Here is a 25,462-nt window from a genome sequence, read left to right on the forward strand (position 1 = left end):
TTATGCAGTGGTCACGATATTGAAAGTCACATCGATATTGCCACGCGTCGCATTTGAATAAGGACAAACAATATGTGCAGCAGCAACCAATTGTTCTGCTTCCGCTTGTTCCATTCCAACTAAATAAACATTCAGTGTTACTTCGATACCAAAGCCATTCGGAATCGGGCCAATGCCGACTTCACCTTCAACATAGGCATCTTTCGTAATCTTGAATTTATCGCGGTTTGCAACAAACTTCATTGCACCCAAGAAACATGCAGAATAACCCGCTGCAAACAGTTGTTCTGGGTTCGTTACTGCACCACCAGCACCGCCCATTTCTTTTGGCACACCTAACTGAACATCTAAAACACCGTCAGAAGACGTCGCACGACCATCACGACCGCCAGTTGCTTTTGCTTTAGCACGATAAACCACTTGTTCTAGAGACATGATTATTATTCCTAAATATCATTGAATGCAATTAAATCGTACACGATATAAATAAAAATACAAGTTGTTGTTGTGTAAATTTCAAGCTTATTTGTTTAGGTTGCTACGAAGTTCGGAAAGCTGATCTTTTAATGCCAATAATGTTGTAGGTGAGCACGATGCAGCTTGAGCCAATTGATTTGGAATATCCGTGGCTTGTAATTGTAAAGCTTGACCTTGTGCAGTCAGGGTAATAATAACCTGTCGCTCATCTTTACTTGAGCGTTTACGGGTAATCAGGCCAGCTGCTTCAAGTTTTTTGAGTAAGGGCGTGAGTGTAGATGACTCTAGAAATAATCGTTCACCGATGTCTGAAACCGTCAGCTGATCTTTTTCCCACAACACCAACATCACCAGATATTGTGGATAGGTCAAGCCAAGTGGCACGAGTAATTGGCGATAAACTTGATTCAAGGCAAGATTGGTCGAATAAATCAGAAAACATAACTGATTATCTAATAACAGTTGTGGATGTTCTTCGCCCATGCAGTCCTCAAATGGTAATTGAATAGGATCAGTATATCTTGCTCTGATCAATTACCTAAGCAGTTTAGGCATCAATTCAAATGAAAAAAGCATAAGTTGCAAAAACCTATGCTTTCTATATAGATCACTTAAATTGAAAATTACCAAAGCTCAGCAATTTTTTTCATTAATCGTGCCCGATAGCGTGCGGTAGGATTGCTGAGATTATTTTGTGCTTCAAGTTCAAAATGTTGTTGCCAAGCTTTGATCATTTCTAGAGTTGTGCCTTTTTGCTTAATCACGGCAACATCTTCACGTTGAATATTGTCCAATCTCTGCCTTGCGCCTTCCGCACCGGTTCCCCAGCCAATGATCCATTGCCCGAAAGCATTGAGTGATAAGTTTTGCGGCGTAGACAAAACGCGAGATGATTGAGTGGATTCATTACCATCTACATCCACAGATGTCGCGTGAAGTTGTGCAGCTGTCCCCAAAAAAAAGAAAATAACAATAAATCTAAACATGTATAAAACTTAATAAGAATTAACGGATGATGTTACATCATGCATAGTCCAAAGTTAGCTGACTTTGTTCTACTATGATCAATAATTTGTATTAAATCATGATTCTATATATCAGACATTTATAAAAGTTGACCATTGCAGTCAGATTGGTCTTGGGTGTTTGTATTTTGTACAGCAGAACGTTTAAATCACTCTAACAATAAAGCGGAGATTAATAGGCAATAATTTTACGATGCTGCATTAAGGGCATCGCAAGACGAAGCTTGTTTTGTGCTTCAAGGTCAAATTCTGTGCTAATTAAACCGTGTCCATCTGTATCGATACTTTGCAACAGTTGTCCACGACTATCAGTAATACCTGCATGTCCCCAAGTTTGACGCTGTTCGCCGTGCCAACCTTGCTGAGCAGCGCCTAAGACATAACACTGGCTGTCCATGGCGCGTGCTTGTAGTAACAATTGCCAGTGAAGCTGACCTGTAGTGTAAGTAAAGGCCGCAGGAGCCGTTAACATATCTGCACCTTGTTGACGCAGACTTAAAGCAAGTTCAGGGAAACGTAAGTCATAGCAAACCATGAGTCCAATATTGCCAAAAGGTGTTTTTGCGACAACGACTTCATCACCAGGCTCAAAGAACTTGGATTCTTGATAACCACCTACAGCATCACCGACTTGTACATCAAACAAGTGGATTTTGTCGTAACGTGCTTCAGTCCCCTCAGGACTGATACATAAGCTGACTGTTCTCACTCGACCATCTTGAATGACTGAGCCATCTGGACGGAAAGGGCATGGGAGTGTACCTGCAACAATCCAGATTTGATAACGATGTGCCAATTGTTCTAAACGCGCTTGAATGACTTCGAATTGTGCTGCGGTTTCACGCTGCTTACCCGCAGCAAAGCAAACAAAATTCTCAGGGAAAACGATAAGCTCGGCTGCCTGAGCCTTACTTTGCTGGATTAATGACTCGATGACATCGAAGTTTGCTTCAATGTCATTTTGAGAATTCATTTGTGCAACAGAAAGTAAGGTCATAGGGAGATCACGATACTGAGTTTAACGATCAAGCGTTTTGTTTTTGTACGTCGAGATTTAAGCAATCTTGCTCTTTTTGCAATTGCTTAACCAGTGGTTCAAACATATTTTGGTTGTTTTCGTTCAAGCGCATCAGAGTTTTGTGTGCGTCGAGCACGGTGTTGAGCATTGCACTATGGGTGACTTGCTCTTCTGTAAGCTCCAAAGTGCATACACTTGGATCACCACAGTAGTTTAAAATCACAAACACTTGCCCAAGCCCCATGCTATTGGCCAAGGTAGTGATATCTGGATTTGTCGAGAGCATAACAGCTTGTATGTGATGAACTTGCTTAAGCTTTAAACCTAGTTTTGCCAGTATGCCTAAAACGGTACTGTCAATAAACGTGGTTTCAGTTAAATCAACGATTGCACCAACAACATTCTGCTGCTGTTCAATTCGATTGAGTAGTTTGTCTAGACTTATACAAGAGTGAGCACGCACTTCGCCAATAAGCTTGAAAATATGCGTTCCGTTCAAACTTGCATATTCAACATGACCTGTTGACATATAAATGCCATTTTCAGAGAAAGGATATCAAATTATCCCATAGTGATATTGGAGACACAAGTGGTTGCGAGGTGTGATTTAATTAAGATGTTGAATTTAAAATTAATTCATTCGACATATGCTTAAAATTGCAATGTCATCAGCCACATGTTCAGGGGCTTTGAATGAGTCATTTTTAAGATGTTCGACCAATTGATTAAACTGATCATTGAGGCCACCATCGAAGGGCTCTAAGGCACCATCTGAACATAAAATAAACCGTGCATGGCGACTTAATTTACAGTGATGTTCTTCGACTTCAAGCTCCTCAGTCAAGCCAAGCGGGAAGCTACTTGTGGTTAATATCTGAGGCGGTTGATTCGGTTCAAAAATAATAGGGGGAGGGTAATGTCCTGCACTTGACCAACGCACTTCATGAGTGACTAGGTTTAAGATCCCAGCAACCATGGTAATGTGTTTTTCAATATTTTCTTGCACCAACATCGCATTAAGCTTTTGAATCAATTGACTTGGTGTTTTGGAACGGCCATGAAAGGCTGCCATCCAAGACGTCAGTAAGCTACTAGTGACACCATGTCCTGATACATCTGCAAGATAAAACAAAACCTCTTCATCATTTAAGCGCCAATAATCATACCAATCGCCAGACAAGTAAGCGGACGGCTGAAAAAGGGATTCAAACTGATAGTTTGGTAATTCAATTGGGTTTGGTAAAAGACGTTTTTGTAATTCGGCAGCAGAGGGTAAGTCTCGACTATCTTGATTACGTTTGTATTGAGCATCTATTTTAAACAAAGAATGAATCGGGTTTTTTGGCAAACTATCCCAAATCCAACCGGCTAATGCACCTTGTTCCCATGCTTGCGCTAAGGCTGTACCTTCATGTTCAAATGCAAGCACTACTGTTGGAAGTTTCCACTGATACTTTAAAAAGTCTTGCACATCGGCAATCGCAATGATGGTTTGATCATACAAATCCAAATCATCAATTTGAATGATCTGCAAACTCGGTAACTCAGTTAAAGCTTGATCTAAACAAGGTACGGAACGCGTGGGTTGTATGAAATACATAGATGAATAGTCAATCCTTTGTATGATCATTTAAAATTCATCATAGATGAAACATGACCTTATACATAGTATTGCCAGAGTTTAAATTCTCTGGCAATACATTAGTTTGTAAAACATTATTTTAGCTTAATCATTTATCGTCAGAAGAAGCATCGTCAACATCATCCGCATCGCCAATGAACGATACATCATTCGCGTCACCCCGTTTCTCTGCAATTTGGAAGGATTTACGCTGTAAATAAAAATCACGAATCATTGAATATTTATCGCCTTTTAAGCTTTCTTCAATATCAAGGATCTGAGAGCGTGCATCAATGGCTTGCAATACATTGGTAGACCAGTAAATTCCATCTTGATCTTCTAATAAGTATTTTTGTGGGCGGCCGAAACTATCTGCTGCCAAACCAAAACCATCACGGAAAGTGCTCGGTCCAAAAAATGGCAACATCACATAAGGACCAGATGGAACACCATAATAGCCGAGTGTCACACCAAAGCTTTCTTCTTCAGTGGTTAAACCTAAACGACGTGCGGGATCTGCAAAACCTAAAGTTGTTAAGGTATTCACGGTGAAACGACCTAAACTTTTTGCTGCGCGGGTCGGTCGGCCTTGGATTAATTGATTGACTGCATTCCAAGGCTCGCCTAAGTTTTTACGAAACTGACGATATGGACTACGTACAGGTTCTGGAACTTTGGCAACATATTGAATCGCAACTGGCTTTAATAGGTTGCGATCTAACATGTCATTGAATGCATAAATTTGTCGATTCAGTGGTTGTAATGGATCTTTCACTGAATCTGGCTGCGCTGCATTCGCATTTACTTTTAAATCATTCTTGGTGAGATGTTTTAAATCTTTGATGGCCTGAATCGTTGATATCTTTTGTTCAGCAGTGACTGGAGTTCCTACAGCATTCGCTTGATCGGCTGAATCACTGGTAGGCGCTTCTTGTGCCAATACTGATGAACATGCTCCAGCAGTTAACAACCCAAGCAAGATAAAATTGGAGTAATGCATATAAGTCCTTAATCGCTGTTAGAGCGAAATAATACAGCCATTAAAATGAGTGCGTCACTGAACGCAAAACATAAAGATAAGGCATACAGTTTAGTTGTTCTCTTATTATTAAAACAAATTCGGTCGAAAAATATAAGAAAAATTGTGAATTTGGTTTAAAAATGTTCACTCGAATAAAAAAGATTGTTTAGGGGGTTGCACCCCGTCTGAAATACTGTAGAATGCACATCCATCGGCGGTGATGTGGATAAAAACTTGTTTAGAAACAAGGATTTGGCTTAAGGGTTAAATTTTTGGGTTTGAGAATAAGTTTTGAAAATATCTAAATTACCTGTTGACTTTAAAGAAATTTAGAGTAATATAGCCGACCTAGCTTGATGATGACGAATCATCGAGAAGATCATTAAGAGAATAGAAGAACAACTTGTGTGGATTTTTACTGGTTGATCAATCGAAAATATTTCATTGATTGAATGGTAGAAATTTCTCGAAGTTTATTTGAGCGAATTTTTAGTCAGAAAATTGATGAGCCAAGATTTGTAGCCATAAGCTACTAATGATTTTAAACTGAAGAGTTTGATCATGGCTCAGATTGAACGCTGGCGGCAGGCTTAACACATGCAAGTCGAGCGGAGTGATGGTGCTTGCACTATCACTTAGCGGCGGACGGGTGAGTAATGCTTAGGAATCTGCCATTTAGTGGGGGACAACATTCCGAAAGGAATGCTAATACCGCATACGTCCTACGGGAGAAAGCAGGGGATCTTCGGACCTTGCGCTAAATGATGAGCCTAAGTCGGATTAGCTAGTTGGTGGGGTAAAGGCCTACCAAGGCGACGATCTGTAGCGGGTCTGAGAGGATGATCCGCCACACTGGGACTGAGACACGGCCCAGACTCCTACGGGAGGCAGCAGTGGGGAATATTGGACAATGGGCGGAAGCCTGATCCAGCCATGCCGCGTGTGTGAAGAAGGCCTTTTGGTTGTAAAGCACTTTAAGCGAGGAGGAGGCTACCTAGATTAATACTCTAGGATAGTGGACGTTACTCGCAGAATAAGCACCGGCTAACTCTGTGCCAGCAGCCGCGGTAATACAGAGGGTGCGAGCGTTAATCGGATTTACTGGGCGTAAAGCGTGCGTAGGCGGCTGATTAAGTCGGATGTGAAATCCCTGAGCTTAACTTAGGAATTGCATTCGATACTGGTCAGCTAGAGTATGGGAGAGGATGGTAGAATTCCAGGTGTAGCGGTGAAATGCGTAGAGATCTGGAGGAATACCGATGGCGAAGGCAGCCATCTGGCCTAATACTGACGCTGAGGTACGAAAGCATGGGGAGCAAACAGGATTAGATACCCTGGTAGTCCATGCCGTAAACGATGTCTACTAGCCGTTGGGGCCTTTGAGGCTTTAGTGGCGCAGCTAACGCGATAAGTAGACCGCCTGGGGAGTACGGTCGCAAGACTAAAACTCAAATGAATTGACGGGGGCCCGCACAAGCGGTGGAGCATGTGGTTTAATTCGATGCAACGCGAAGAACCTTACCTGGCCTTGACATACTAGAAACTTTCCAGAGATGGATTGGTGCCTTCGGGAATCTAGATACAGGTGCTGCATGGCTGTCGTCAGCTCGTGTCGTGAGATGTTGGGTTAAGTCCCGCAACGAGCGCAACCCTTTTCCTTATTTGCCAGCGAGTAATGTCGGGAACTTTAAGGATACTGCCAGTGACAAACTGGAGGAAGGCGGGGACGACGTCAAGTCATCATGGCCCTTACGGCCAGGGCTACACACGTGCTACAATGGTCGGTACAAAGGGTTGCTACCTAGCGATAGGATGCTAATCTCAAAAAGCCGATCGTAGTCCGGATTGGAGTCTGCAACTCGACTCCATGAAGTCGGAATCGCTAGTAATCGCGGATCAGAATGCCGCGGTGAATACGTTCCCGGGCCTTGTACACACCGCCCGTCACACCATGGGAGTTTGTTGCACCAGAAGTAGGTAGTCTAACCGCAAGGAGGACGCTTACCACGGTGTGGCCGATGACTGGGGTGAAGTCGTAACAAGGTAGCCGTAGGGGAACCTGCGGCTGGATCACCTCCTTAACGAAAGATTGGTGACCGGTAAGAATCCACAACAAGTTGTTCTTCGAAGATGTATCTGAGGGTCTGTAGCTCAGTTGGTTAGAGCACACGCTTGATAAGCGTGGGGTCACAAGTTCAAGTCTTGTCAGACCCACCAAATCTGATTGCAGTAGCTTAGATTGAAAGATATATCGTTCATTAAATGATAAGCTGGGGACTTAGCTTAGTTGGTAGAGCGCCTGCTTTGCACGCAGGAGGTCAGGAGTTCGACTCTCCTAGTCTCCACCACACATTACGAAGTAATGTAAGAAACTAAAGTTAAATTCCAAAGATAGCTTATAGAATTTAGTAAACAAGAAGATCGCATGGTCTTGGTTTATTAAGTTCTGTGATTTATCACAGTTTACTACGCACCGACGAGGTGGTAGTTAATCATTAACAGATTAGAAAATTGAGTCTGAAATAAATTGTTCAAACTCGATTAGATATAAGCTTAACAAGTAATTGTTAAGAACATATTTAATCTGAGAACTAGCAAATTAACTGAATCAAGCGTTTTGGTATATGAATTAGATTGAAGCTGTACGGTGATTAAATTCACAGGACAACAGATAGTAGCAATTAAGTTTGCAACGATAACACTCACTTGTATGTGTTAACGACTGTTTGGGGTTGTATAGTCAAGTAATTAAGTGCATGTGGTGGATGCCTTGGCAGTCAGAGGCGATGAAAGACGTAATAGCCTGCGATAAGCTCCGGGGAGGCGGCAAATATCCTTTGATCCGGAGATTTCTGAATGGGGGAACCCACCCGCTATAAGGCGGGTATCATAAGCTGAATACATAGGCTTATGAAGCGAACGAGGGGAAGTGAAACATCTCAGTACCCTTAGGAAAAGAAATCAATTGAGATTCCCTTAGTAGCGGCGAGCGAACGGGGAGCAGCCCATTAAGTTGTGTGTGTTCTAGTGGAACGCTCTGGGAAGTGCGAACGTAGAGGGTGATATTCCCGTACACGAAAGGGCACACACAATGATGACGAGTAGGGCGAGGCACGTGAAACCTTGTCTGAATATGGGGGGACCATCCTCCAAGGCTAAATACTCCTGACTGACCGATAGTGAACCAGTACCGTGAGGGAAAGGCGAAAAGAACCCCTGTGAGGGGAGTGAAATAGATCCTGAAACCGCATGCATACAAGCAGTGGGAGCCGACTTGTTCGGTGACTGCGTACCTTTTGTATAATGGGTCAGCGACTTATATTCAGTAGCGAGGTTAACCGAATAGGGGAGCCGTAGAGAAATCGAGTCTTAATAGGGCGTTTAGTTGCTGGGTATAGACCCGAAACCAGGCGATCTATCCATGAGCAGGTTGAAGGTTGGGTAACACTAACTGGAGGACCGAACCCACTGTCGTTGAAAAGCCAGGGGATGACTTGTGGATAGGGGTGAAAGGCTAATCAAGCCTGGTGATAGCTGGTTCTCCCCGAAAGCTATTTAGGTAGCGCCTCGGACGAATACCATTGGGGGTAGAGCACTGTTTCGGCTAGGGGGTCATCCCGACTTACCAAACCGATGCAAACTCCGAATACCAATGAGTACTATCCGGGAGACAGACTGCGGGTGCTAACGTCCGTAGTCAAGAGGAAAACAATCCAGACCGCCAGCTAAGGCCCCAAAATCATAGTTAAGTGGGAAACGATGTGGGAAGGCATAGACAGCTAGGAGGTTGGCTTAGAAGCAGCCACCCTTTAAAGAAAGCGTAATAGCTCACTAGTCGAGTCGGCCTGCGCGGAAGATGTAACGGGGCTAAAACTATGTGCCGAAGCTGCGGATTTACGCATTAGCGTAAGTGGTAGGGGAGCGTTCTGTAAGCCGATGAAGGTGTATTGAGAAGTATGCTGGAGGTATCAGAAGTGCGAATGCTGACGTGAGTAACGACAAAACGGGTGAAAAACCCGTTCGCTGAAAGACCAAGGGTTCCAGTCCAACGTTAATCGGGGCTGGGTGAGTCGACCCCTAAGGCGAGGCCGAGAGGCGTAGTCGATGGGAAATTGGTTAATATTCCAATACTTCTGTGTAATGCGATGAGAGGACGGAGAAGGTTAAGTCAGCCTGGCGTTGGTTGTCCAGGTGGAAGGCAGTAGGCATGCATCTTAGGCAAATCCGGGGTGCTCTATGCTGAGAGCTGATAGCAAGCTGTACTTGTACAGTGAAGTGGCTGATACCATGCTTCCAGGAAAAGTCTCTAAGCTTCAGTTACACAGGAATCGTACCCGAAACCGACACAGGTGGTCAGGTCGAGTAGACCAAAGCGCTTGAGAGAACTCTGCTGAAGGAACTAGGCAAAATGGTACCGTAACTTCGGGAGAAGGTACGCTGCTGACGGTGATGGGACTTGCTCCCTGAGCTATTGGCAGCCACAGAAACCAGGCCGCTGCAACTGTTTATTAAAAACATAGCACTCTGCAAACACGAAAGTGGACGTATAGGGTGTGATGCCTGCCCGGTGCTGGAAGGTTAATTGATGGGGTTAGCGTAAGCGAAGCTCTTGATCGAAGCCCCAGTAAACGGCGGCCGTAACTATAACGGTCCTAAGGTAGCGAAATTCCTTGTCGGGTAAGTTCCGACCTGCACGAATGGCATAATGATGGCGGCGCTGTCTCCAGCAGAGGCTCAGTGAAATCGAATTCGCCGTGAAGATGCGGTGTACCCGCGGCTAGACGGAAAGACCCCGTGAACCTTTACTGCAGCTTGACATTGAACTTTGACCTTACTTGTGTAGGATAGGTGGGAGGCTTTGAAGTTGGAACGCTAGTTCCAATGGAGCCGTCCTTGAAATACCACCCTGGTAATGTTGAGGTTCTAACTCTGCCCCGTAATCCGGGGCGAGGACCATGTCTGGTGGGTAGTTTGACTGGGGCGGTCTCCTCCTAAAGAGTAACGGAGGAGTACGAAGGTGCGCTCAGCGTGGTCGGAAATCACGCGTAGAGTATAAAGGCAAAAGCGCGCTTAACTGCGAGACCCACAAGTCGAGCAGGTACGAAAGTAGGTCTTAGTGATCCGGTGGTTCTGTATGGAAGGGCCATCGCTCAACGGATAAAAGGTACTCTGGGGATAACAGGCTGATACCGCCCAAGAGTTCATATCGACGGCGGTGTTTGGCACCTCGATGTCGGCTCATCTCATCCTGGGGCTGAAGCAGGTCCCAAGGGTATGGCTGTTCGCCATTTAAAGAGGTACGCGAGCTGGGTTTAGAACGTCGTGAGACAGTTCGGTCCCTATCTACCGTGGGCGCTGGAAATTTGAGAGGATCTGCTCCTAGTACGAGAGGACCAGAGTGGACGAACCTCTGGTGTACCGGTTGTGACGCCAGTCGCATCGCCGGGTAGCTATGTTCGGAAGGGATAACCGCTGAAAGCATCTAAGCGGGAAGCCTACCTCAAGATAAGATTTCCCTAGGAATTTATTCCTCTAAAGAGCCGTTCGAGACTAGGACGTTGATAGGTTGGGTGTGGAAGCACGGTGACGTGTGAAGCTGACCAATACTAATTGCTCGTGAGGCTTGACTATACAACACCCAAGCAGTTGTATGTAAAGCTGATAATCGATTCATAAAAGATCAGTTGAACCTGATCTTGAACAAAGAACTTGATTTAGTGATTGCTAAGCAATAAACTTCGACTCAATAATCTAATCCGTTAATAACTCTTTGGATCGTAAGTAAGGCATGTGGTGAATACACTACAAATAAGACCCGAAAGCACCACAACAGTTTGCTGGCGACAATAGCAAGAGTGAACCACCTGATCCCTTCCCGAACTCAGAAGTGAAACCTCTTAGCGCTGATGGTAGTGTGGCACTTGCCATGTGAGAGTAAGTCATCGCCAGCTTTTAAATACTAACACCCCCTCCGCTAACGCAGAGGGGGTGTTTTTTATTGCATAGATGAAAAGAAAATATAAGTCAATATTTAAAGAGTCGTACTATTTTTATCCTAATTAGATGCTAAACAAGAAATGCTATTAGGACTGATATGATTCTCTATGAACTTTTATCTGCTATTGGAATTGTCTATTTAGGTTTTTTAATATGGAAATGGTTAAAAAAATCTAAGCAACAATATCAAGCACCTATAGTTATTCGCGAATGGATATTGGATGATCCTGAAGGTGAGCTATATGTAGCTTCTATTACCTCAGATCAAAAGGTCTGGTCTGCTTGTGGGCGATATGCAATGTCTTCCGGTTCAACGAGCACAACTTGGTCTGGCTTTTTAGCAGGGGATTTAAATGAGCTGGTGCGAACAACGATGGGGCAGAAAGTATTGGATGAAATGATCGAATGCCTAAAGCAGCAAAATCTAAAATAATTCTATGTTGTTTACATGTTTGCTAAATAAGGGGGTGAAAAGAACTCAATTCGAATAAATATTTATATTTTTGCTATTTTTTGAACAAACAAGTCAGTTGAAAAGCTTTTTCCTTATATGCGTAAACATTGCTTTATGTTATAAATATTTTTATAGGCATGTTTTTTGCTTATTTTAATAAAAGGAAAGACTATGAAATTATCTGTTGGATTGAAAGTTGCGAACAGTTTATCGTTGACTCCTCAATTACAACAGGCCATACGTCTTTTACAGTTATCTAGCTTAGAGCTCGAACAAGAAATTCAAATCCAGTTAGACAGTAATCCCTTACTTGAAAAAATTGAAGACATGGGGACAGCGGAGAGCCTTTCCTCGCTAGAAGAAAAAGAGAATGGGGATTTAACCACTGAGCTGAATGCGGATCATCTGCCAAATGATTTACCTGTTGATACTGAATGGGATGATATTTATACCCATCAATCGACTGCTTTGGCATCACCAGAATATGAAGAAAGAGAAGATAATCGTCAGGTACAACTAAGCCTGAAAGAGCATATTTTAGATCAAGTCAATCTTTTGCATTTTTCCACTGTAGATAAACTAATTGCGTATTGCATCGTAGATTCTTTGGATGATAAGGGTTTTTTAGACGCAGAATTGGACGATATTTTACTTGCTGTCTCTCGTTTATTACAGGAAATGGAGAGTGAGGAAGAGGTTGAGCAAGATGAAATCATCGTTGTTTTAAAACATATTCAACGTCTCGATCCTATTGGTGTAGGCTCAAGAAATTTAGCAGAATGTTTAAAAATTCAACTAGAAACTTTTAATGACAAAGTTCCCTATCTAGCTGAAGCTAGAAATTTATTGAAATATTACGAGTTACTGATTTCGAATGACCTGAATAAGTTGTTAAAGCAAACGGGGCTATCTAAAGAGCAATTAAAAAGTGCCGTTGATTTGTTGAAAACTTTAAAGCCATATCCTGGACTGGAATTCAATCAACAAGAATCAGAATACCAAGTCCCTGATGTTGTAGTATCGAAAAAAGATCAACATTGGCAAGTTCAGCTCAATCCGGATGTATTGCCTAAGTTACGGATCAATTCTTTTTATTCAGGGATGATTCGTAGAGCTGATCAAAGTGATGATAACGTTTATTTGCGCAATCAAATGCTGGAAGCGAAGAATTTTATCAAGAGTATTGATGAACGCCATAAGACTTTATTGAAAGTGGCGACCTGTATTGTCGAACATCAAAGAGCTTTTTTGGAGCAAGGTCCAGAAGCGATGAAACCTTTGGTGCTTCGTGATGTGGCAGAGGAAGTTGAATTACATGAATCAACAGTCTCTCGTGTGACAACCAATAAATATATGCTGACACCACGTGGTTTATTTGAATTGAAATACTTCTTTTCTAGTCATGTGGGAACAACAACGGGTGGCGAGGCTTCATCGACTGCAATTCGTGCAATGATTAAAAAACTCGTTTCAAGTGAAAATCCGCGTAAGCCTTTGTCGGATAATGCAATTGCTGAAATGTTGAAGAATGAAGGGATTGAGGTCGCTCGACGCACGGTAGCAAAATATCGTGAATCGTTACATATTGCCTCATCTTCTGAAAGAAAAGTCTTGATCTAAATTTCAAGGTGTGACTATTCTAGGTGTTCATTATTACGGAATAATGAATTTTTTTAATGATCACTAGAGGAATCGCTGAAATGATTTAATGGATGTTGAACCACTAATAATGTGCATTAAATTTGCTTAAGCGATTTTCTTGTATCCTGAGAAAAAGGTGAGGGATAGAATTATGCAAATAACGATTCGTGGGCACCATTTAACCATTACACCAGCCATTGAAGAAAATATAAAAGAAAAGTTTAGTCAAATGACCAAACATCTAGATCAGGTCAATAGTATGCAAATCAAGCTGGCTAAAGATCATCAAATTGACAAACGTTCACACAAAGGTAGTGCAAATCATATCGCTGAAGCGATTATACGTTTGCCGGGGGTAGAACTGTTTGCACAGGCGACAGCCGATGATATGTATACTTCGATTCGAAAACTGACAGATAAATTAAAACGCCAGCTGGCGAAACATCGAAAAATTCAATGTTCGTATCAGCATGAACTGGCACTTTTGAGTTAATTTTTATTTTTATATAAGAGGCTTTTTGTGAAGCCTCTTTTTTTATTGATAAAAAAAGAAACTGCTTACTGAATTATGTGAAAAAGTTATAGTAAAATACTTGGTTTTACACCAATGGTTGTATAAGAGGCCTTGTAATGAATAGTGAGCAGCTCACGCAAATTTTAAAAGAAGCTTTCCCTGAAGCAGAAGTAGCAGTGAGCGGTCAAGCTGGGAAATTTGACCTTCGTATTGTGGATGATCAGTTTGAAGGTAAACGTACCGTTGCTCGTCAACAAGCCGTTTATGCACCTCTAAATTCTTATATTGCGAGTGGTGCAGTTCACGCTGTTACGATTCGCGCAATGACAAAAGACGAATGGCGCAAAGCAAGCCTTTTCGGAGCTTAAATATTAATGGATAAATTTTTAATTACGGGCGGTGTTAAGCTCGAAGGTGAAGTACGCATTTCTGGTGCTAAAAATGCAGCTTTACCTTTACTTGCAGCAATGATCCTTGCTGACTCTCCGATTACGCTCACCAATGTACCCAATTTAAAAGATGTAAATACATTGGTTAAGTTGATTGCTGGTCTTGGTGTGACCATGAGTTATGAAGGTGAAACGGTTCGTGCTGATGCTTCGACATTAGATAACCAGTTTGCACCGTATGAACTTGTAAAAACGATGCGTGCATCTATTTTAGTGCTTGGTCCTTTGTTGGCGCGTTATGGTAATGCAAAAGTATCATTACCAGGCGGCTGTGCGATTGGTTCACGTCCAGTTGATCAACACTTAAAAGCTTTAGAAGCTTTGGGTGCGCAGATTGAAGTTGAAAATGGTTATGTCCATGCTTCAGTTGATGGCCGTTTAAAAGGTGGTGAAGTTGTTTTTGATATGGTGACCGTTGGTGGCACCGAAAATATCTTGATGGCTGCTGCGTTAGCTGATGGTGTGACCACAATTCGTAATGCCGCTCGTGAACCAGAAATCACCGATCTTGCGCAAATGCTGATTAAGATGGGCGCGAAAATTGAAGGTTTAGATACGGATACGCTTGTTGTTACGGGTGTTGAAAGCTTACATGGCTGCGAATATGCCGTTGTTGCTGACCGTATCGAAACGGGTTCATATCTGGCTGCGGCTGCTATTACCGGTGGACGAGTTAAAACGACGCATACCGATCCTGCATTGTTAGAAGCAGTATTGGATAAGTTCGAAGAAATGGGCGCGGAAGTCACTCGTGGTGATGACTGGATTGAGTTGGATATGCAGGGCAAACGTCCTAAAGCAGTGAGCTTCAGAACATTACCGCATCCAGAATTCCCAACTGATATGCAAGCGCAAATTATGGCAGTCAATGTGATTGGTCGTGGTTTTGCAACGATTTCTGAAACCATTTTCGAAAACCGTTTTATGCATGTCCCAGAACTTTCACGTATGGGTGCTAACATCCAAGTTGAAGGGCATGATGCGGTGGTTACAGGTGTGGAAACACTTCAGGCTGCACCTGTCATGGCAACTGATTTACGTGCTTCATTTTCACTTGTTTTAGCTGCTTTGGTGGCTGAAGGTGAAACCCTGGTTGACCGTATCTATCACATTGATCGTGGCTACGAACAAGTGGAAGAAAAATTGCAAAGTTTAGGTGCTCAGATTAAGCGAGTAAAAGGATGAATGACTTAAGAAACGATGATCCAAATTTTGATGTAATGGGCAATTTTGATCATGGTTTAACTTTAGCACTCAGTAAAGGTCGTATCTTAAAGGAAACATTACCCTTGCTTGAAAAGGCAGGTATTAATTTACTTGAAGATCCAGATAAATCACGCAAATTGATTTTTCCAACGACACACAAAAAAGTTCGTATTTTGATTTTACGTGCTTCTGATGTTCCAACCTATGTTGAGAATGGTGCGGCAGACTTTGGTGTAGCGGGCAAAGACGTATTGATGGAACATGGTGCACAACATGTTTATGAGTTGCTTGACCTGAAAATTGCCAATTGTAAGTTGATGACGGCTGGTAAAGTCGGCATGGAACGACCAAAAGGCCGTTTAAAGATCGCAACCAAATATGTCAACTTAACTCGTCAATATTATGCAAGCCTCGGTGAGCAAGTTGATGTAATTAAGCTATACGGATCAATGGAGCTTGCACCTTTGGTTGGGTTAGGTGATTACATTGTCGATGTGGTTGACACTGGAAATACTTTACGTGCCAATGGCTTGGAGCCATTAGAAGAAATTTGCAAAGTTTCTTCGCGTTTAATTGTCAATAAGGCCAGTTTTAAACGTAAACAAGCCGTTTTAAATCCGATTTTGACGCAACTTGAACAAGCAGTTAAAGCACGTCAAAACTAAGTTTTAGATGAAATTGAATAAAAAGGTCAGCTTCGGTTGGCCTTTTTATTTGAGTTTTTCTGGATTACGTAAAGAATAGATAGTTTGCAGTTGGTGTTGATCATTGAAAGCGAAAGTCAGTACCATGACACAACGATGGTTTGAGTCATAGAGTTTAAAACCGACACCTCCATTGAGATGGCACATTTCCCAAGAGAGTTCACTCCACGCCTTAAAAAGCAAGCGTTCAAAGAAACGTAATATAGCAGGTTGGCCGATGAAGGGCTGCCGAATCGCTGAGACCTTACCACCGCCATCTGCTGCAAATTGGATATCTTCACTGAGTAATTGTGTTAATTGATCTAGATCATGTGAATGAATGGCGACTTTGAATGCATTGAGTAAGTTGATTTGCTGCTGAGTAAGATGATTTGAGAGAACGTTAGGTTCATCTGCAATACGTTTTCTACTACGGGCCACCAATTGTCGACAATTACTTTGTTGTTCCCGAAGGATTTCTGAAATTTCAACATAATCAAGATTGAATATGTCATGCAGTAAATATGCCGCTCGTTCTTTAGCTGAAAGTTTTTCAAGAACCAAAAGGAAGGCGGTAGAGAGCGTATAGTCGGATTCGACCGAGAATGTTTCTGTATGATGATAGGGTTCAGGTAACCATGTTCCAATATATTCAGTTCTAGACCTGTGGTGAGCACGGAGTAAGTCAATACAATGGCGTGTACATACAGAGGTCAGCCAAGCTTGAGGATTGATAATATCTTGTTTAGGTTGCTGCTGCCATTTTATAAAAATATCCTGTAAGACATCTTCAGCATCACTTGTTGTTCCCAGCAGTCGATAAGCGAGACCGAACAGAAATGTTCGGCTTGTCTCAAAAATCGTTAAATCATGTTGGCTAATCGTGCCTGATGCTTTCATAGATGTTAATGTTGGGAAATTGCAATTCGATTCCACAAATTAATCATGCCAATCAGTAAAGTTAAAGCTGAAATTTGTGGCTCACTGAAATATTTTAATAGTGTTATACGTAACGGCTCATAATCAGTGAGCGCGTGCAAAGTCGTGAGTGCTTCAACCCAAGCAAAGGCGGCTTTTTCCTGATCTGTATAATCATTGCAATGTCGCCATACCACCAAGCGGTCCAAGCGTGATTGTACTTCACCATCTGCCAAAGCTTCCGCAATATGCATCTTCACACAAAAAGCACAACCATTGATTTGCGAGGCACGTAATAGAACAAGATGATAAAGCGAGCGAGCAATCAGGTCCAAGTCGAGAATATTTTGATGAACCTGATAGAGATAATGAATTGATTCTGGTAAATGTTTTTTAGGATGAATGTTGAGCGTCGTCATTGTCGTGTTCCTGATTAAAATCAAAATAGGTACTTATTTGACGAGTCAGCCTTTTGCTTTGTGACATGGGACGTAAAATAGTTTTTAACTTTTTGTTCTTGTTGCTTAAATATTTTGATTAAGCAAATAAAAGTAAAATGATGGGGTGATCGAAGAACTCATTCTTTCCCATTGATTTTTTTAGCCTACATTGTGCCCACAAGCGTACTGAAAAAGAGTAAACTTAGCGTTCTCTTTTTCGCCTTGTGGGTAAATTGATGCGATGTTTATCGACTCAGGATCAAAATTTTAAACAGACATTTGCTGAACTTTTAGCATTTGAAACGGTTAATGATCCTCAATTAATACAAACTGTAGATCAAATTATTGCTGATGTACGTCAGCATGGTGATGATCATGTGCTTAAATTAACGCAACAGTTCGATCGACATCCAGCGCATCAATTCTCTGACCTAGAACTGACTCAAGCACAGCTTAAAACTGCATTTGATGGTTTAAGTGTTGAAATTCGTGAAGCATTAGAACTTGCCGCAAAACGCATTCGTTCTTTCCATCAGGCACAAAAGCAGGAAGGTTGGACTTATGTCGATGATCTGGGGAATACCTTAGGTCAGAAAGTTACACCACTGGATCGTGTTGGAATTTATGTGCCAGGTGGATTAGCCTCTTATCCATCGTCGGTACTCATGAATGCGTTGCCTGCACATGTCGCAGGTGTTTCTGAAATTATTATGGTGGTTCCTGCGCCAAATGGTGAGTTGAATCCATTGGTGTTAGCCGCTGCCTATTTGGCAGGCGTGAGTCGAGTGTTTACTATCGGTGGTGCGCAGGCCGTTGCGGCATTGGCGTATGGAACACAAACCATTCCAGCGGTAGATAAAATTACGGGGCCTGGCAATCGATTTGTCGCAGCAGCAAAGCGTGCGGTGTTTGGCCAAGTTGGTATTGACATGATTGCAGGACCTTCGGAAATTTTGGTGTATGCCGAAGGTGAAAATAATGCTGAATGGCTAGCTATGGATGTATTGTCTCAAGCAGAGCATGACACCGTTGCGCAAGCTATTTTCATTACCCCAGATGAAAAGCTATTAAATGCAGTTGAAGTCGCGATTGAAAAACATTTAGCGGAATTACCAAAAGCAGAAATTGCCAAAACATCGATTCAAAATCGTGGTGCATTGGTGCTGGTAAAAAATCGTGCAGAAGCGATTGAACTGATTAATCAGGTTGCACCAGAGCATTTAGAACTCTGTCTTGATGAGGCTGAATTGATGAGTCAGGAGATTCGTCATGCAGGGGCGATCTTTATGGGACGTTATACACCAGAAGCCATTGGTGATTATTGTGCGGGTCCAAACCATGTCTTGCCGACATCGGGGACGGCACGTTTTTCTTCACCACTTGGTGTTTATGATTTCCAGAAGCGTTCTAGCTTGATCATGTGCTCTGAAGAGGGTGTGAAGAGCTTGGCAAAAGCCGCGGATGTGTTGGCAGTGCAAGAAAATCTTGATGCCCATGCGCGTTCAGCCCGTTATCGTTACCAATAACCGATTCAAAAATTGATAGGGGCTGGTTAGCCCCTTTTTTAGGATACATGAGAGTAGAATAATGACGTTTACAGCAGAACAAATGCGTTTTTGGAGTCCAGAGGTTCGTGAATTAGAGCCTTATGTACCAGGTGAGCAACCTAAGATTCAGAACTTACTCAAACTCAATACCAATGAAAATCCATATCCACCATCACCAAAAGTGGTGCAGGCTGTACAGGCAGTTTTAACTGAACAAGCCGATGCCTTACGTCTATATCCAGATCCAGATGCAACCGCTTTAAAACAGGCGATTGCCAATCAGCAACAGGTTGATGTGGCTCAAGTGTTTGTAGGCAATGGTTCGGATGAAGTATTGGCACATATTTTTAAAGCTTTTTTTATCCAGAAACAACCGATTCTCTATCCAGATATTACCTATAGTTTTTATCCTGTTTATAGTCAGTTTTTTGCAACACAAACCAAGCAGATTCCTTTGAATGAAAAATTCGAAATAGATGTATCGGATTATGAACAGGAAAATGGCGGTATTATCATCACCAATCCAAATGCACCAACCAGTATCGCGCTTGGTTTAAATGAGATTGAACAGGTGCTTAAGGCGAATCCAGATCGTGTGGTTGTGATTGATGAGGCTTATGTCGATTTTGGTGCTGAGTCGGCGGTGCAATTGGTCAATCGATATGAAAACTTAGTCGTTTGCCAAACAACATCGAAGTCACGTTCATTGGCCGGCTTACGTGTTGGCTTTGCCATTGCGCAAGCACATTTGATTGCAGCACTTGAAGCCGTCAAAAATAGTTTTAACTCCTATCCAATCGATCGTTTTGCCATTGCAGCAGCCGTGGCTTCATTTGAAGATCAAGCTTATTTTGAAGCGCAATGTGCCAAAGTGATTGAGAGCCGAGACAAGTTGGTGGGTGATCTCACCGCTTTAGGTTTTGATGTGTTGCCATCGAAAGCCAACTTTATTTTTGCGACACATTCAGAATATGATGCTGCTCAGTTGGCTCAACAATTACGTGAGCAGGGGGTTATTGTGCGTTATTTCAATAAGCCGCGAATTAATCAATTTTTGCGTATCACGATCGGTACCGATGAACAAAATCAGCGTCTAGTGGACACACTGAAAACGAAAATTTTGTAAATCCGTATTGCATTTTACTGTTTAGAAACCTGCCATGTATTGAGCAAATCAAGCATGGCAGAAATTTTATCAAAGCATTCCTGATATTCGGCTTCCGCATCAGAAGCGATAGTGATGCCGCCACCCGCCCACATTGATAATTGGTCCTGATACTTTTGAATACTGCGAATCAAAATATTCCAACTGCCTGTACCATCGAAATTAAAATAACCTAAGCTGCCACAATAAACACCACGCGGTGCACCTTCGAGTTCTTCAATAATTTGCATGGCACGAATCTTCGGTGCACCTGTGATTGAACCACCTGGCAGGGCAGATAAGAGCATCTGCATTGGATTGATTTCAGGTTTTAAGCTTGCCGTGATTTCACTGACCATGTGATGAACTTGATTGAAACTTTCTATTTCAAATAGTTTGGTGGTTTTGACAGAGCCTGTTTCAGCATAGACACCCAAGTCATTGCGGAGCAGATCTACAATCATAACATTCTCGGCCTGATCTTTTTCAGAATTACTGAGTTTGTCTTTTGAAATCTGATCCTGTTGTGGATCATCAAAGCGCGGCATCGTGCCTTTGATTGGGCGTGTTTTTATTTGTCGATTGGCCTGAAATTCAATAAATAGTTCAGGTGAACAACTTAACAGTTCAAAATCAGCTAATTTAAGATAGCCAGCATAAGGTGCGTGGGTCAGTTTCCATAACTCATCGGCACGGCTTAAAAGCGAACCTTGTGCATGTGCTGTAAATTCTTGAGTTAAGTTAATTTGATAACAATCACCGGCTTTGATGTATTCCTGTACCTGATCAAAAGCATTTAAATATTCTGGTTTGGACCAACGCGGGTGGCATTGCTGGTCTAAAGAAAGTGCTGGAATTTGTTCGGGTTGATTGATCCGATTCAAAATTTCTTGATAAATATACTCAGCCTGCTCTTCATCACTATAAAAGTACCAAGCATCTTCTTCAAACTTTAAAAAGCTTGAGTATCGACCTAAGAAAAAATTTGGCTGTGGATGAGCGTCAATTTCAATAAATTGATCAGCACTGTAGTCATAGCTGAAGAAGCCAATATATCCGCCATGAAAGCCCTTAGCATTGGCAGTATTTGAGGATTGATGGAATTTGCAGAACTCTAAAAGTGAAGATGGTTCTGATTTTATTTGATATTGATTGAAGTGTATTTGTTGAACTTGTTGAAGTTTAGACTGTCGAGAAACTAAAAACTCTTGGGGTAAAAAGGCGATGGTTGGCTTATTTTGGTCATATAAATAGACCAATCCTGTTAAATCATAAAGGCGAGCAAGAAGGTCAAATGCAGAAGTGAGTTGCGTGTTAAGTTTTTGCTCAAAATAGGACATATAAAAGGAAAGACTGATATCTACATTTGGAAAAAAGAATTGTACTACATCCAAAAAGTTCGGGCTGTTTTTTATCAAAGCTTATGCTGAAAGTGGATAGAATTTGGGCAGGATTACTTAGATAAAATAAATGATGTATTTATCAAATAAAAAATAAAAAAAGCGTTTTTGTTAACGCTTCTTATCAGAATTTTGATGTGATGAATGGTAAAATTATTCAAATTTGAATTTAGTGTAAAAAAAATCTTTAAAAAATACTCAATGATTACAAGTTTTTGTAGTGTTTTTTTATAAAGAGTAGTGTTGAGTGTTTTATATGCCGTTTGTCGGTTTATAGTCAAAAAGCAGTTAACAGGAGTTGAACATAAAATAACAAACAGGTAATTTAGTAATTGCTAAGCGAACTACTCAAGGATTGGAAGTTCAAGTTGTCATTTAAGAATAAAACGACCGTGGACAGTTTAGAGTAGTGTAAGTCAAAAAATAAATGCTCTTGGGAGAGTGCTCAATGAAAATGTTTACTAAACTAGCTTTAGTTTCTTCAATGGCGATTAGCGCAAATGCAATGGCTATGCAGTCAATGGATGATGCTGCACTAAGCGCTGCAACAGGTCAAGACGGTATCAATATCGGTATCGGTATCTCTAAAGTTGAGATCGAAAAAGTTTTAATTCACGATAATGATGGTTTAGCAGCTGGTGGTACAACTGGTGGTACAGCTACAGCAGGTGCGATTGTTATCTCTGGCAATGGTGTTGCTGGTGATGTTAACGAAACACAAGGTGTTGTAATCAGTGCAAATACTGCTGCGCTTCTACCTACATTAAACTTAGCTGACCTTGTGATTGATACTGATGCTGGTACTGGTGCTAATGGCGCATTCTTGAATGTGGCAGCAAACGTTTCTGGTTTAAATATCAATATCGGTAAAATCAGTGTAGCTAAATCAGGCACTGCAAGCACAACCAGTATTCGTCGTGGTGCTGTAACAGGCAGTGAAAATGCGATTTTATCTGGTTTAAGCTTAACGACTGGTACAATGACTGCGAATATTCAACTTGGTGCAGCGCCACAAGGTGCAATGATTAAGTTGAATACAACAATGACTGGTGGTTTAGAAATTAAAAACCTAGGTATTCTTGATAACTCAACTGCTTTAGGTACTAAAGATGGTTCTTCAGCTGCGAACCGTGCTGCTGGTGAAATTCGTTTAGACAGTATTAAAGTTGCTGATGCAAATGGACAGAATTTGGCTGTCGATGCTGAAATCAGTGTTGTAGGTAAATCAGGTGCAACCAATGCAACTGCTGGCTATTTACAAATTGTTGGTGGCAAAACTGCACAAGATATCTATATCAATGGTGTATATTTAGGTAGTAAAAATGGTGGTAGTGCGACGACTCGTGGTACTAACGCAATTGGCGATGTAGAAGTTCAAGGATTACAAACTTATTACAACCCAACACATGCGCCAGGTGCCGATATTAAAGGTGCTGCAATTACGATTTCTGGTCACTAACCAGTTATCAAAACAAAAAAAGCGCTTTGTGCGCTTTTTTTGTTTTTTACATACCCTGTTTAATCGCAAAGTTGAAGGAAAACTTTAGTTTTAATTGATGCTAATTATGGCGTGCTGCCAATGTTATATTATGCCATCAGTATAAATACTTTTATAAAATAGATCTGAAAATTCATCAAAATCTAAAAATAATAAAATAAATTGTTGTTATAAAAGTGTGTGCTTAGAGGTATTTTTTGTCAAATTGTAGGTGTAATAATAAAAAAAATAACATTCTGTCAAAAATAACTAAAAAAAAGGTGTTTTTTCTTATAAAAAACGTTATCTTCAACATGCAGGGATGGAGTGTCGTAGGCACTAAAAATAAAACGAATAAGGCAAGTGTTGCCATTGTTAGAAAAAGAGACTTATGTTAGAGATCGCTTTAGGCTCGGCATTGATGTATTACTTTACAACGCAAGCCTTTGAAATAGAAAAAAAACCAGAGGGGTCTGTTTATTATACAGAAACTTTGGATTCTCGTTATCCTTCTTTTACACGTAATCATCGTGAAGCAGTGGTGATCAAACCAGCTGTAGAAGATCAGTTTAGGGGGATTGTGCGCCAAGCGTATGACTATAGCTGTGGTTCAGCAGCCTTGACGACGCTTTTAAATGGCTACGGTGGGCTAAAATTAACAGAACAGCAAACAATGAGTGGTCTCCTGCAATACGGTGAGTATCAACGCATCATTGAGCGTCGTAGTTTTTCACTCTTGGATATGAAACGCTTTGTCTCCGCTTTAGGGATTAATAGTGGCGGATATCGCGGGGAATTTTCAGATCTTACTGCATTAAAGCAACCCGCAATTGTGCCTATTACCTATGCGGGCTTTAAGCATTTTGTTGTATATAAAGCATATAAAAATGGGCGAGTTTATGTTGCGGATCCTGCATTAGGCAATATTAGCTTTGATGAAATTCGATTCAAGGAGATTTGGGATAACAATACTTTGTTTATCGTTGATATCCCACAGCAGTATCAGAAGAGCTTACTTGCACTACAAGATTCAGATATGCGTCACGTTGAAGATGCAACAGTAAATAAATATGCTCTTGCTGAAATTCAATTTCCAACACAGAAATTTGAACGTCTAGCAGATAAGGCTTCAACAATGCGCCGGGTATTGGATGCTGATACTAATTCGGAAACTTATAACCAACCGATAACGACCTATATGCGCTTATATTACAAGCGGAAGTAAGTTTAGAAAAACAGTAAAAATTAATGTAATAGGATGCAAAGTAAAATGAATCGTACATGGATGAATATGAGTGTGTTAGCGTTAAGTTTAAGCGCAATCACATCAACACTTTACGCAGCAGAACAGCAATCATCTGTTGATGCAGCATCGTCTCAAACGGATAAGGCAGCAGTTGAGGTATTGGGGAATACAGCAACAGAAAGTCCAGCAGTTGCAAGCACGGAGAATGCTGTAGTTGCTGAGAACAGCCAAGCGGATCAAGCTGCAAGTGCTTTACAGAAAAAAGAAAGTGATGCGACGCAAGAAACAAATTTACAAGAAGTATTTACTTCAAATGAGCGTCAGTATTCTTTAATTAAGAAAGGTATTTTTTCATCTTATTATGATTTGGACTATACCTATTATAGAGATAGTCGCCTTGATCTGGCGATGAGTGATAGCAATAGTTCTTTATCGAGATTACGTGTTGAAGAGGATGCAAACCACACATTAACCAATACATTTACAGTTCAGTATGGTTTATTAGACAATTTGACCTTATCTGCATCGCTTCCTTTTGTTGCAAAAAAAGAGCTATTGAAAGATACAACAACAGCAGGATTGGGTGATATTAACTTTGGTGCGCGTTGGGAACCATTTCCATTAAAACAAGGGCGTTTACCTTTGGTTCTGTTTGGTAGTTTGTCAACTAAAACAGGTGATAGCCCTTATGAGGTAGGGATCGATGAACTATCAACTGGTAAAGGTTACTACTCTGTAGGTGCAGGGGCAAGTACGCGTAAATATATTGATCCAGTCGTTTTATTTGCATCATTTTCCACAAGTTACGGCTTTAAAGAGTCAGGACTTAATCAGGCTCGAGGGAGTCGAACATTAGAAAGTTTTGACCCTGGTTTAAGCGGTGGTTTCTCATTTGGCTTTGCTTATTCCTTTAACTATGACGTTTCTTTGACCATGTCATATCAGCAAAGCTTTAATACTGGTGCAAAATTCTATTTCGAAAATAATGAGAGTTATAAGTCTGCAGACCAAAGTAGTGCGATGTTGTCATTTGCATTGGGGGTAAGGGTATCTCCTGAAACAATTGTAAATGGTACTGTGGGAATTGGTTTAACCGAAGACGCACCAGATGTATCTCTTGGCTTGTCTTTCCCGCTTGATATCATAGGTTTTGGTAAAAAAATTCGTTAAGGAGATGTAATAAT

21 protein-coding genes, 2 tRNA genes and 3 rRNA genes are annotated in these 25,462 nt (G+C 41.5%); 16 read left to right on the forward strand and 10 right to left on the reverse strand.

Translation table 11 applies throughout. From position 1 onward, the window contains the following. The 7 genes from F887_RS14455 to F887_RS14425 all read right to left on the reverse strand — a co-directional run bounded on the left by F887_RS14455 (position 1) and on the right by F887_RS14425 (position 5,141). Positions 1–435 (reverse strand): organic hydroperoxide resistance protein, encoded by a 435-nt coding sequence (locus F887_RS14455; RefSeq protein WP_005291879.1) that lies wholly within the window; start codon positions 433–435, stop codon positions 1–3. Positions 436–522: 87 nt separating this feature from the next. After that, the gene (locus tag F887_RS14450; RefSeq protein WP_005291881.1) at positions 523–960 is read right to left on the reverse strand and encodes a MarR family winged helix-turn-helix transcriptional regulator; all 438 of its coding nucleotides are present in this window, start codon (positions 958–960) and stop codon (positions 523–525) included. 140 nt (positions 961–1,100) lie between these two features. Then, entirely contained in the window at positions 1,101–1,463 is a 363-nt protein-coding gene (locus tag F887_RS14445; RefSeq protein WP_005291884.1) for a DUF4951 domain-containing protein, read from the reverse strand. Between the two features lie 211 nt (positions 1,464–1,674). Continuing rightward, a complete protein-coding gene (locus F887_RS14440) occupies positions 1,675–2,499 on the reverse strand; it encodes a carbon-nitrogen hydrolase family protein (RefSeq protein ID WP_005291886.1) in 825 nt (274 codons plus the stop codon). A gap of 28 nt (positions 2,500–2,527) precedes the next feature. Further along, on the reverse strand, positions 2,528–3,049 hold the full coding sequence (gene gigB, locus F887_RS14435; protein ID WP_005210604.1) for an anti-anti-sigma factor GigB: 522 nt from the start codon (positions 3,047–3,049) through the stop codon (positions 2,528–2,530). A 102-nt stretch (positions 3,050–3,151) separates the two neighbouring features. Then, positions 3,152–4,120, reverse strand: coding sequence for an RsbU family protein phosphatase GigA (gene gigA, locus F887_RS14430; protein WP_005291887.1), 969 nt, complete (start codon positions 4,118–4,120; stop codon positions 3,152–3,154). Positions 4,121–4,250: 130 nt separating this feature from the next. Then, complete coding sequence (locus F887_RS14425) at positions 4,251–5,141, reverse strand: MlaA family lipoprotein (RefSeq protein WP_005291890.1); 891 nt, start codon at positions 5,139–5,141, stop codon at positions 4,251–4,253. A 564-nt stretch (positions 5,142–5,705) separates the two neighbouring features. Between F887_RS14425 and F887_RS14420 the strand changes: the two genes are divergently transcribed. From F887_RS14420 to hisG, 11 genes are all read left to right on the forward strand, one after another. Beyond that, positions 5,706–7,243 (forward strand): 16S ribosomal RNA (locus tag F887_RS14420). A 59-nt stretch (positions 7,244–7,302) separates the two neighbouring features. Continuing rightward, positions 7,303–7,379 (forward strand) — tRNA-Ile (locus F887_RS14415). A 55-nt stretch (positions 7,380–7,434) separates the two neighbouring features. Beyond that, positions 7,435–7,510: transfer RNA gene (locus F887_RS14410), tRNA-Ala, on the forward strand. A 390-nt stretch (positions 7,511–7,900) separates the two neighbouring features. After that, positions 7,901–10,793: ribosomal RNA gene (locus F887_RS14405) — 23S ribosomal RNA — on the forward strand. Positions 10,794–10,998: 205 nt separating this feature from the next. Continuing rightward, positions 10,999–11,113: ribosomal RNA gene (gene rrf, locus F887_RS14400) — 5S ribosomal RNA — on the forward strand. Together the 16S, 23S and 5S rRNA genes with 2 tRNA genes alongside form the textbook arrangement of a ribosomal RNA operon. Positions 11,114–11,256: 143 nt before the next feature. Beyond that, a complete protein-coding gene (locus F887_RS14395) occupies positions 11,257–11,592 on the forward strand; it encodes a hypothetical protein (RefSeq protein ID WP_005291891.1) in 336 nt (111 codons plus the stop codon). Between the two features lie 192 nt (positions 11,593–11,784). Next, positions 11,785–13,233, forward strand: coding sequence for an RNA polymerase factor sigma-54 (locus F887_RS14390; RefSeq protein WP_005291892.1), 1,449 nt, complete (start codon positions 11,785–11,787; stop codon positions 13,231–13,233). Between the two features lie 172 nt (positions 13,234–13,405). Then, positions 13,406–13,747: a ribosome hibernation-promoting factor, HPF/YfiA family gene (gene hpf / locus F887_RS14385; protein WP_004655596.1), complete on the forward strand. Its 342-nt coding sequence runs from the start codon at positions 13,406–13,408 to the stop codon at positions 13,745–13,747. A 137-nt stretch (positions 13,748–13,884) separates the two neighbouring features. Continuing rightward, a complete protein-coding gene (gene ibaG, locus F887_RS14380) occupies positions 13,885–14,136 on the forward strand; it encodes a BolA family iron metabolism protein IbaG (protein WP_005151378.1) in 252 nt (83 codons plus the stop codon). 6 nt (positions 14,137–14,142) lie between these two features. Further along, complete coding sequence (murA, locus tag F887_RS14375) at positions 14,143–15,402, forward strand: UDP-N-acetylglucosamine 1-carboxyvinyltransferase (RefSeq protein ID WP_005291894.1); 1,260 nt, start codon at positions 14,143–14,145, stop codon at positions 15,400–15,402. Continuing rightward, positions 15,399–16,088 carry an ATP phosphoribosyltransferase gene (gene hisG / locus F887_RS14370; RefSeq protein WP_005291896.1) on the forward strand — a complete coding sequence of 230 codons (690 nt, stop codon included), beginning with the start codon at positions 15,399–15,401 and terminating at the stop codon, positions 16,086–16,088. Before murA ends, hisG begins: the two co-directional genes overlap by 4 nt. 45 nt (positions 16,089–16,133) lie before the next feature. Here the strand turns inward: hisG and F887_RS14365 are convergent, their stop codons facing one another. Together F887_RS14365 and F887_RS14360 are read right to left on the reverse strand one after the other, a co-directional pair. Beyond that, on the reverse strand, positions 16,134–17,006 hold the full coding sequence (locus F887_RS14365; protein ID WP_005291907.1) for a sigma-70 family RNA polymerase sigma factor: 873 nt from the start codon (positions 17,004–17,006) through the stop codon (positions 16,134–16,136). Positions 17,007–17,011: 5 nt separating this feature from the next. Beyond that, on the reverse strand, positions 17,012–17,443 hold the full coding sequence (locus F887_RS14360; protein ID WP_005291909.1) for a carboxymuconolactone decarboxylase family protein: 432 nt from the start codon (positions 17,441–17,443) through the stop codon (positions 17,012–17,014). Positions 17,444–17,700: 257 nt separating this feature from the next. Between F887_RS14360 and hisD the strand changes: the two genes are divergently transcribed. Both hisD and hisC read left to right on the forward strand, forming a co-directional pair. After that, positions 17,701–18,990 (forward strand): histidinol dehydrogenase, encoded by a 1,290-nt coding sequence (gene hisD / locus F887_RS14355; RefSeq protein ID WP_005291912.1) that lies wholly within the window; start codon positions 17,701–17,703, stop codon positions 18,988–18,990. Between the two features lie 61 nt (positions 18,991–19,051). Beyond that, positions 19,052–20,137, forward strand: coding sequence for a histidinol-phosphate transaminase (gene hisC / locus F887_RS14350; protein WP_005291914.1), 1,086 nt, complete (start codon positions 19,052–19,054; stop codon positions 20,135–20,137). A gap of 14 nt (positions 20,138–20,151) precedes the next feature. Here the strand turns inward: hisC and F887_RS14345 are convergent, their stop codons facing one another. After that, on the reverse strand, positions 20,152–21,495 hold the full coding sequence (locus tag F887_RS14345) for an anthranilate synthase component I family protein (protein WP_005291916.1): 1,344 nt from the start codon (positions 21,493–21,495) through the stop codon (positions 20,152–20,154). Positions 21,496–22,003: 508 nt separating this feature from the next. On the opposite strand from F887_RS14345, the gene F887_RS14340 reads away from it, so the two are divergent. The 3 genes from F887_RS14340 to F887_RS14330 all read left to right on the forward strand — a co-directional run bounded on the left by F887_RS14340 (position 22,004) and on the right by F887_RS14330 (position 25,448). Beyond that, positions 22,004–23,014 (forward strand): putative pilus system protein FilA, encoded by a 1,011-nt coding sequence (locus F887_RS14340; protein ID WP_005291918.1) that lies wholly within the window; start codon positions 22,004–22,006, stop codon positions 23,012–23,014. Positions 23,015–23,423: 409 nt separating this feature from the next. Continuing rightward, the gene (locus F887_RS14335; protein ID WP_005291920.1) at positions 23,424–24,257 is read left to right on the forward strand and encodes a putative pilus system C39 family peptidase FilB; all 834 of its coding nucleotides are present in this window, start codon (positions 23,424–23,426) and stop codon (positions 24,255–24,257) included. Between the two features lie 45 nt (positions 24,258–24,302). Further along, entirely contained in the window at positions 24,303–25,448 is a 1,146-nt protein-coding gene (locus tag F887_RS14330) for a putative pilus system protein FilC (protein WP_005291921.1), read from the forward strand. Positions 25,449–25,462: the final 14 nt, after the last annotated feature.

Origin of the sequence: Acinetobacter sp. NIPH 2100, from assembly GCF_000369805.1 — a bacterium.
GTDB lineage: Bacteria > Pseudomonadota > Gammaproteobacteria > Pseudomonadales > Moraxellaceae > Acinetobacter.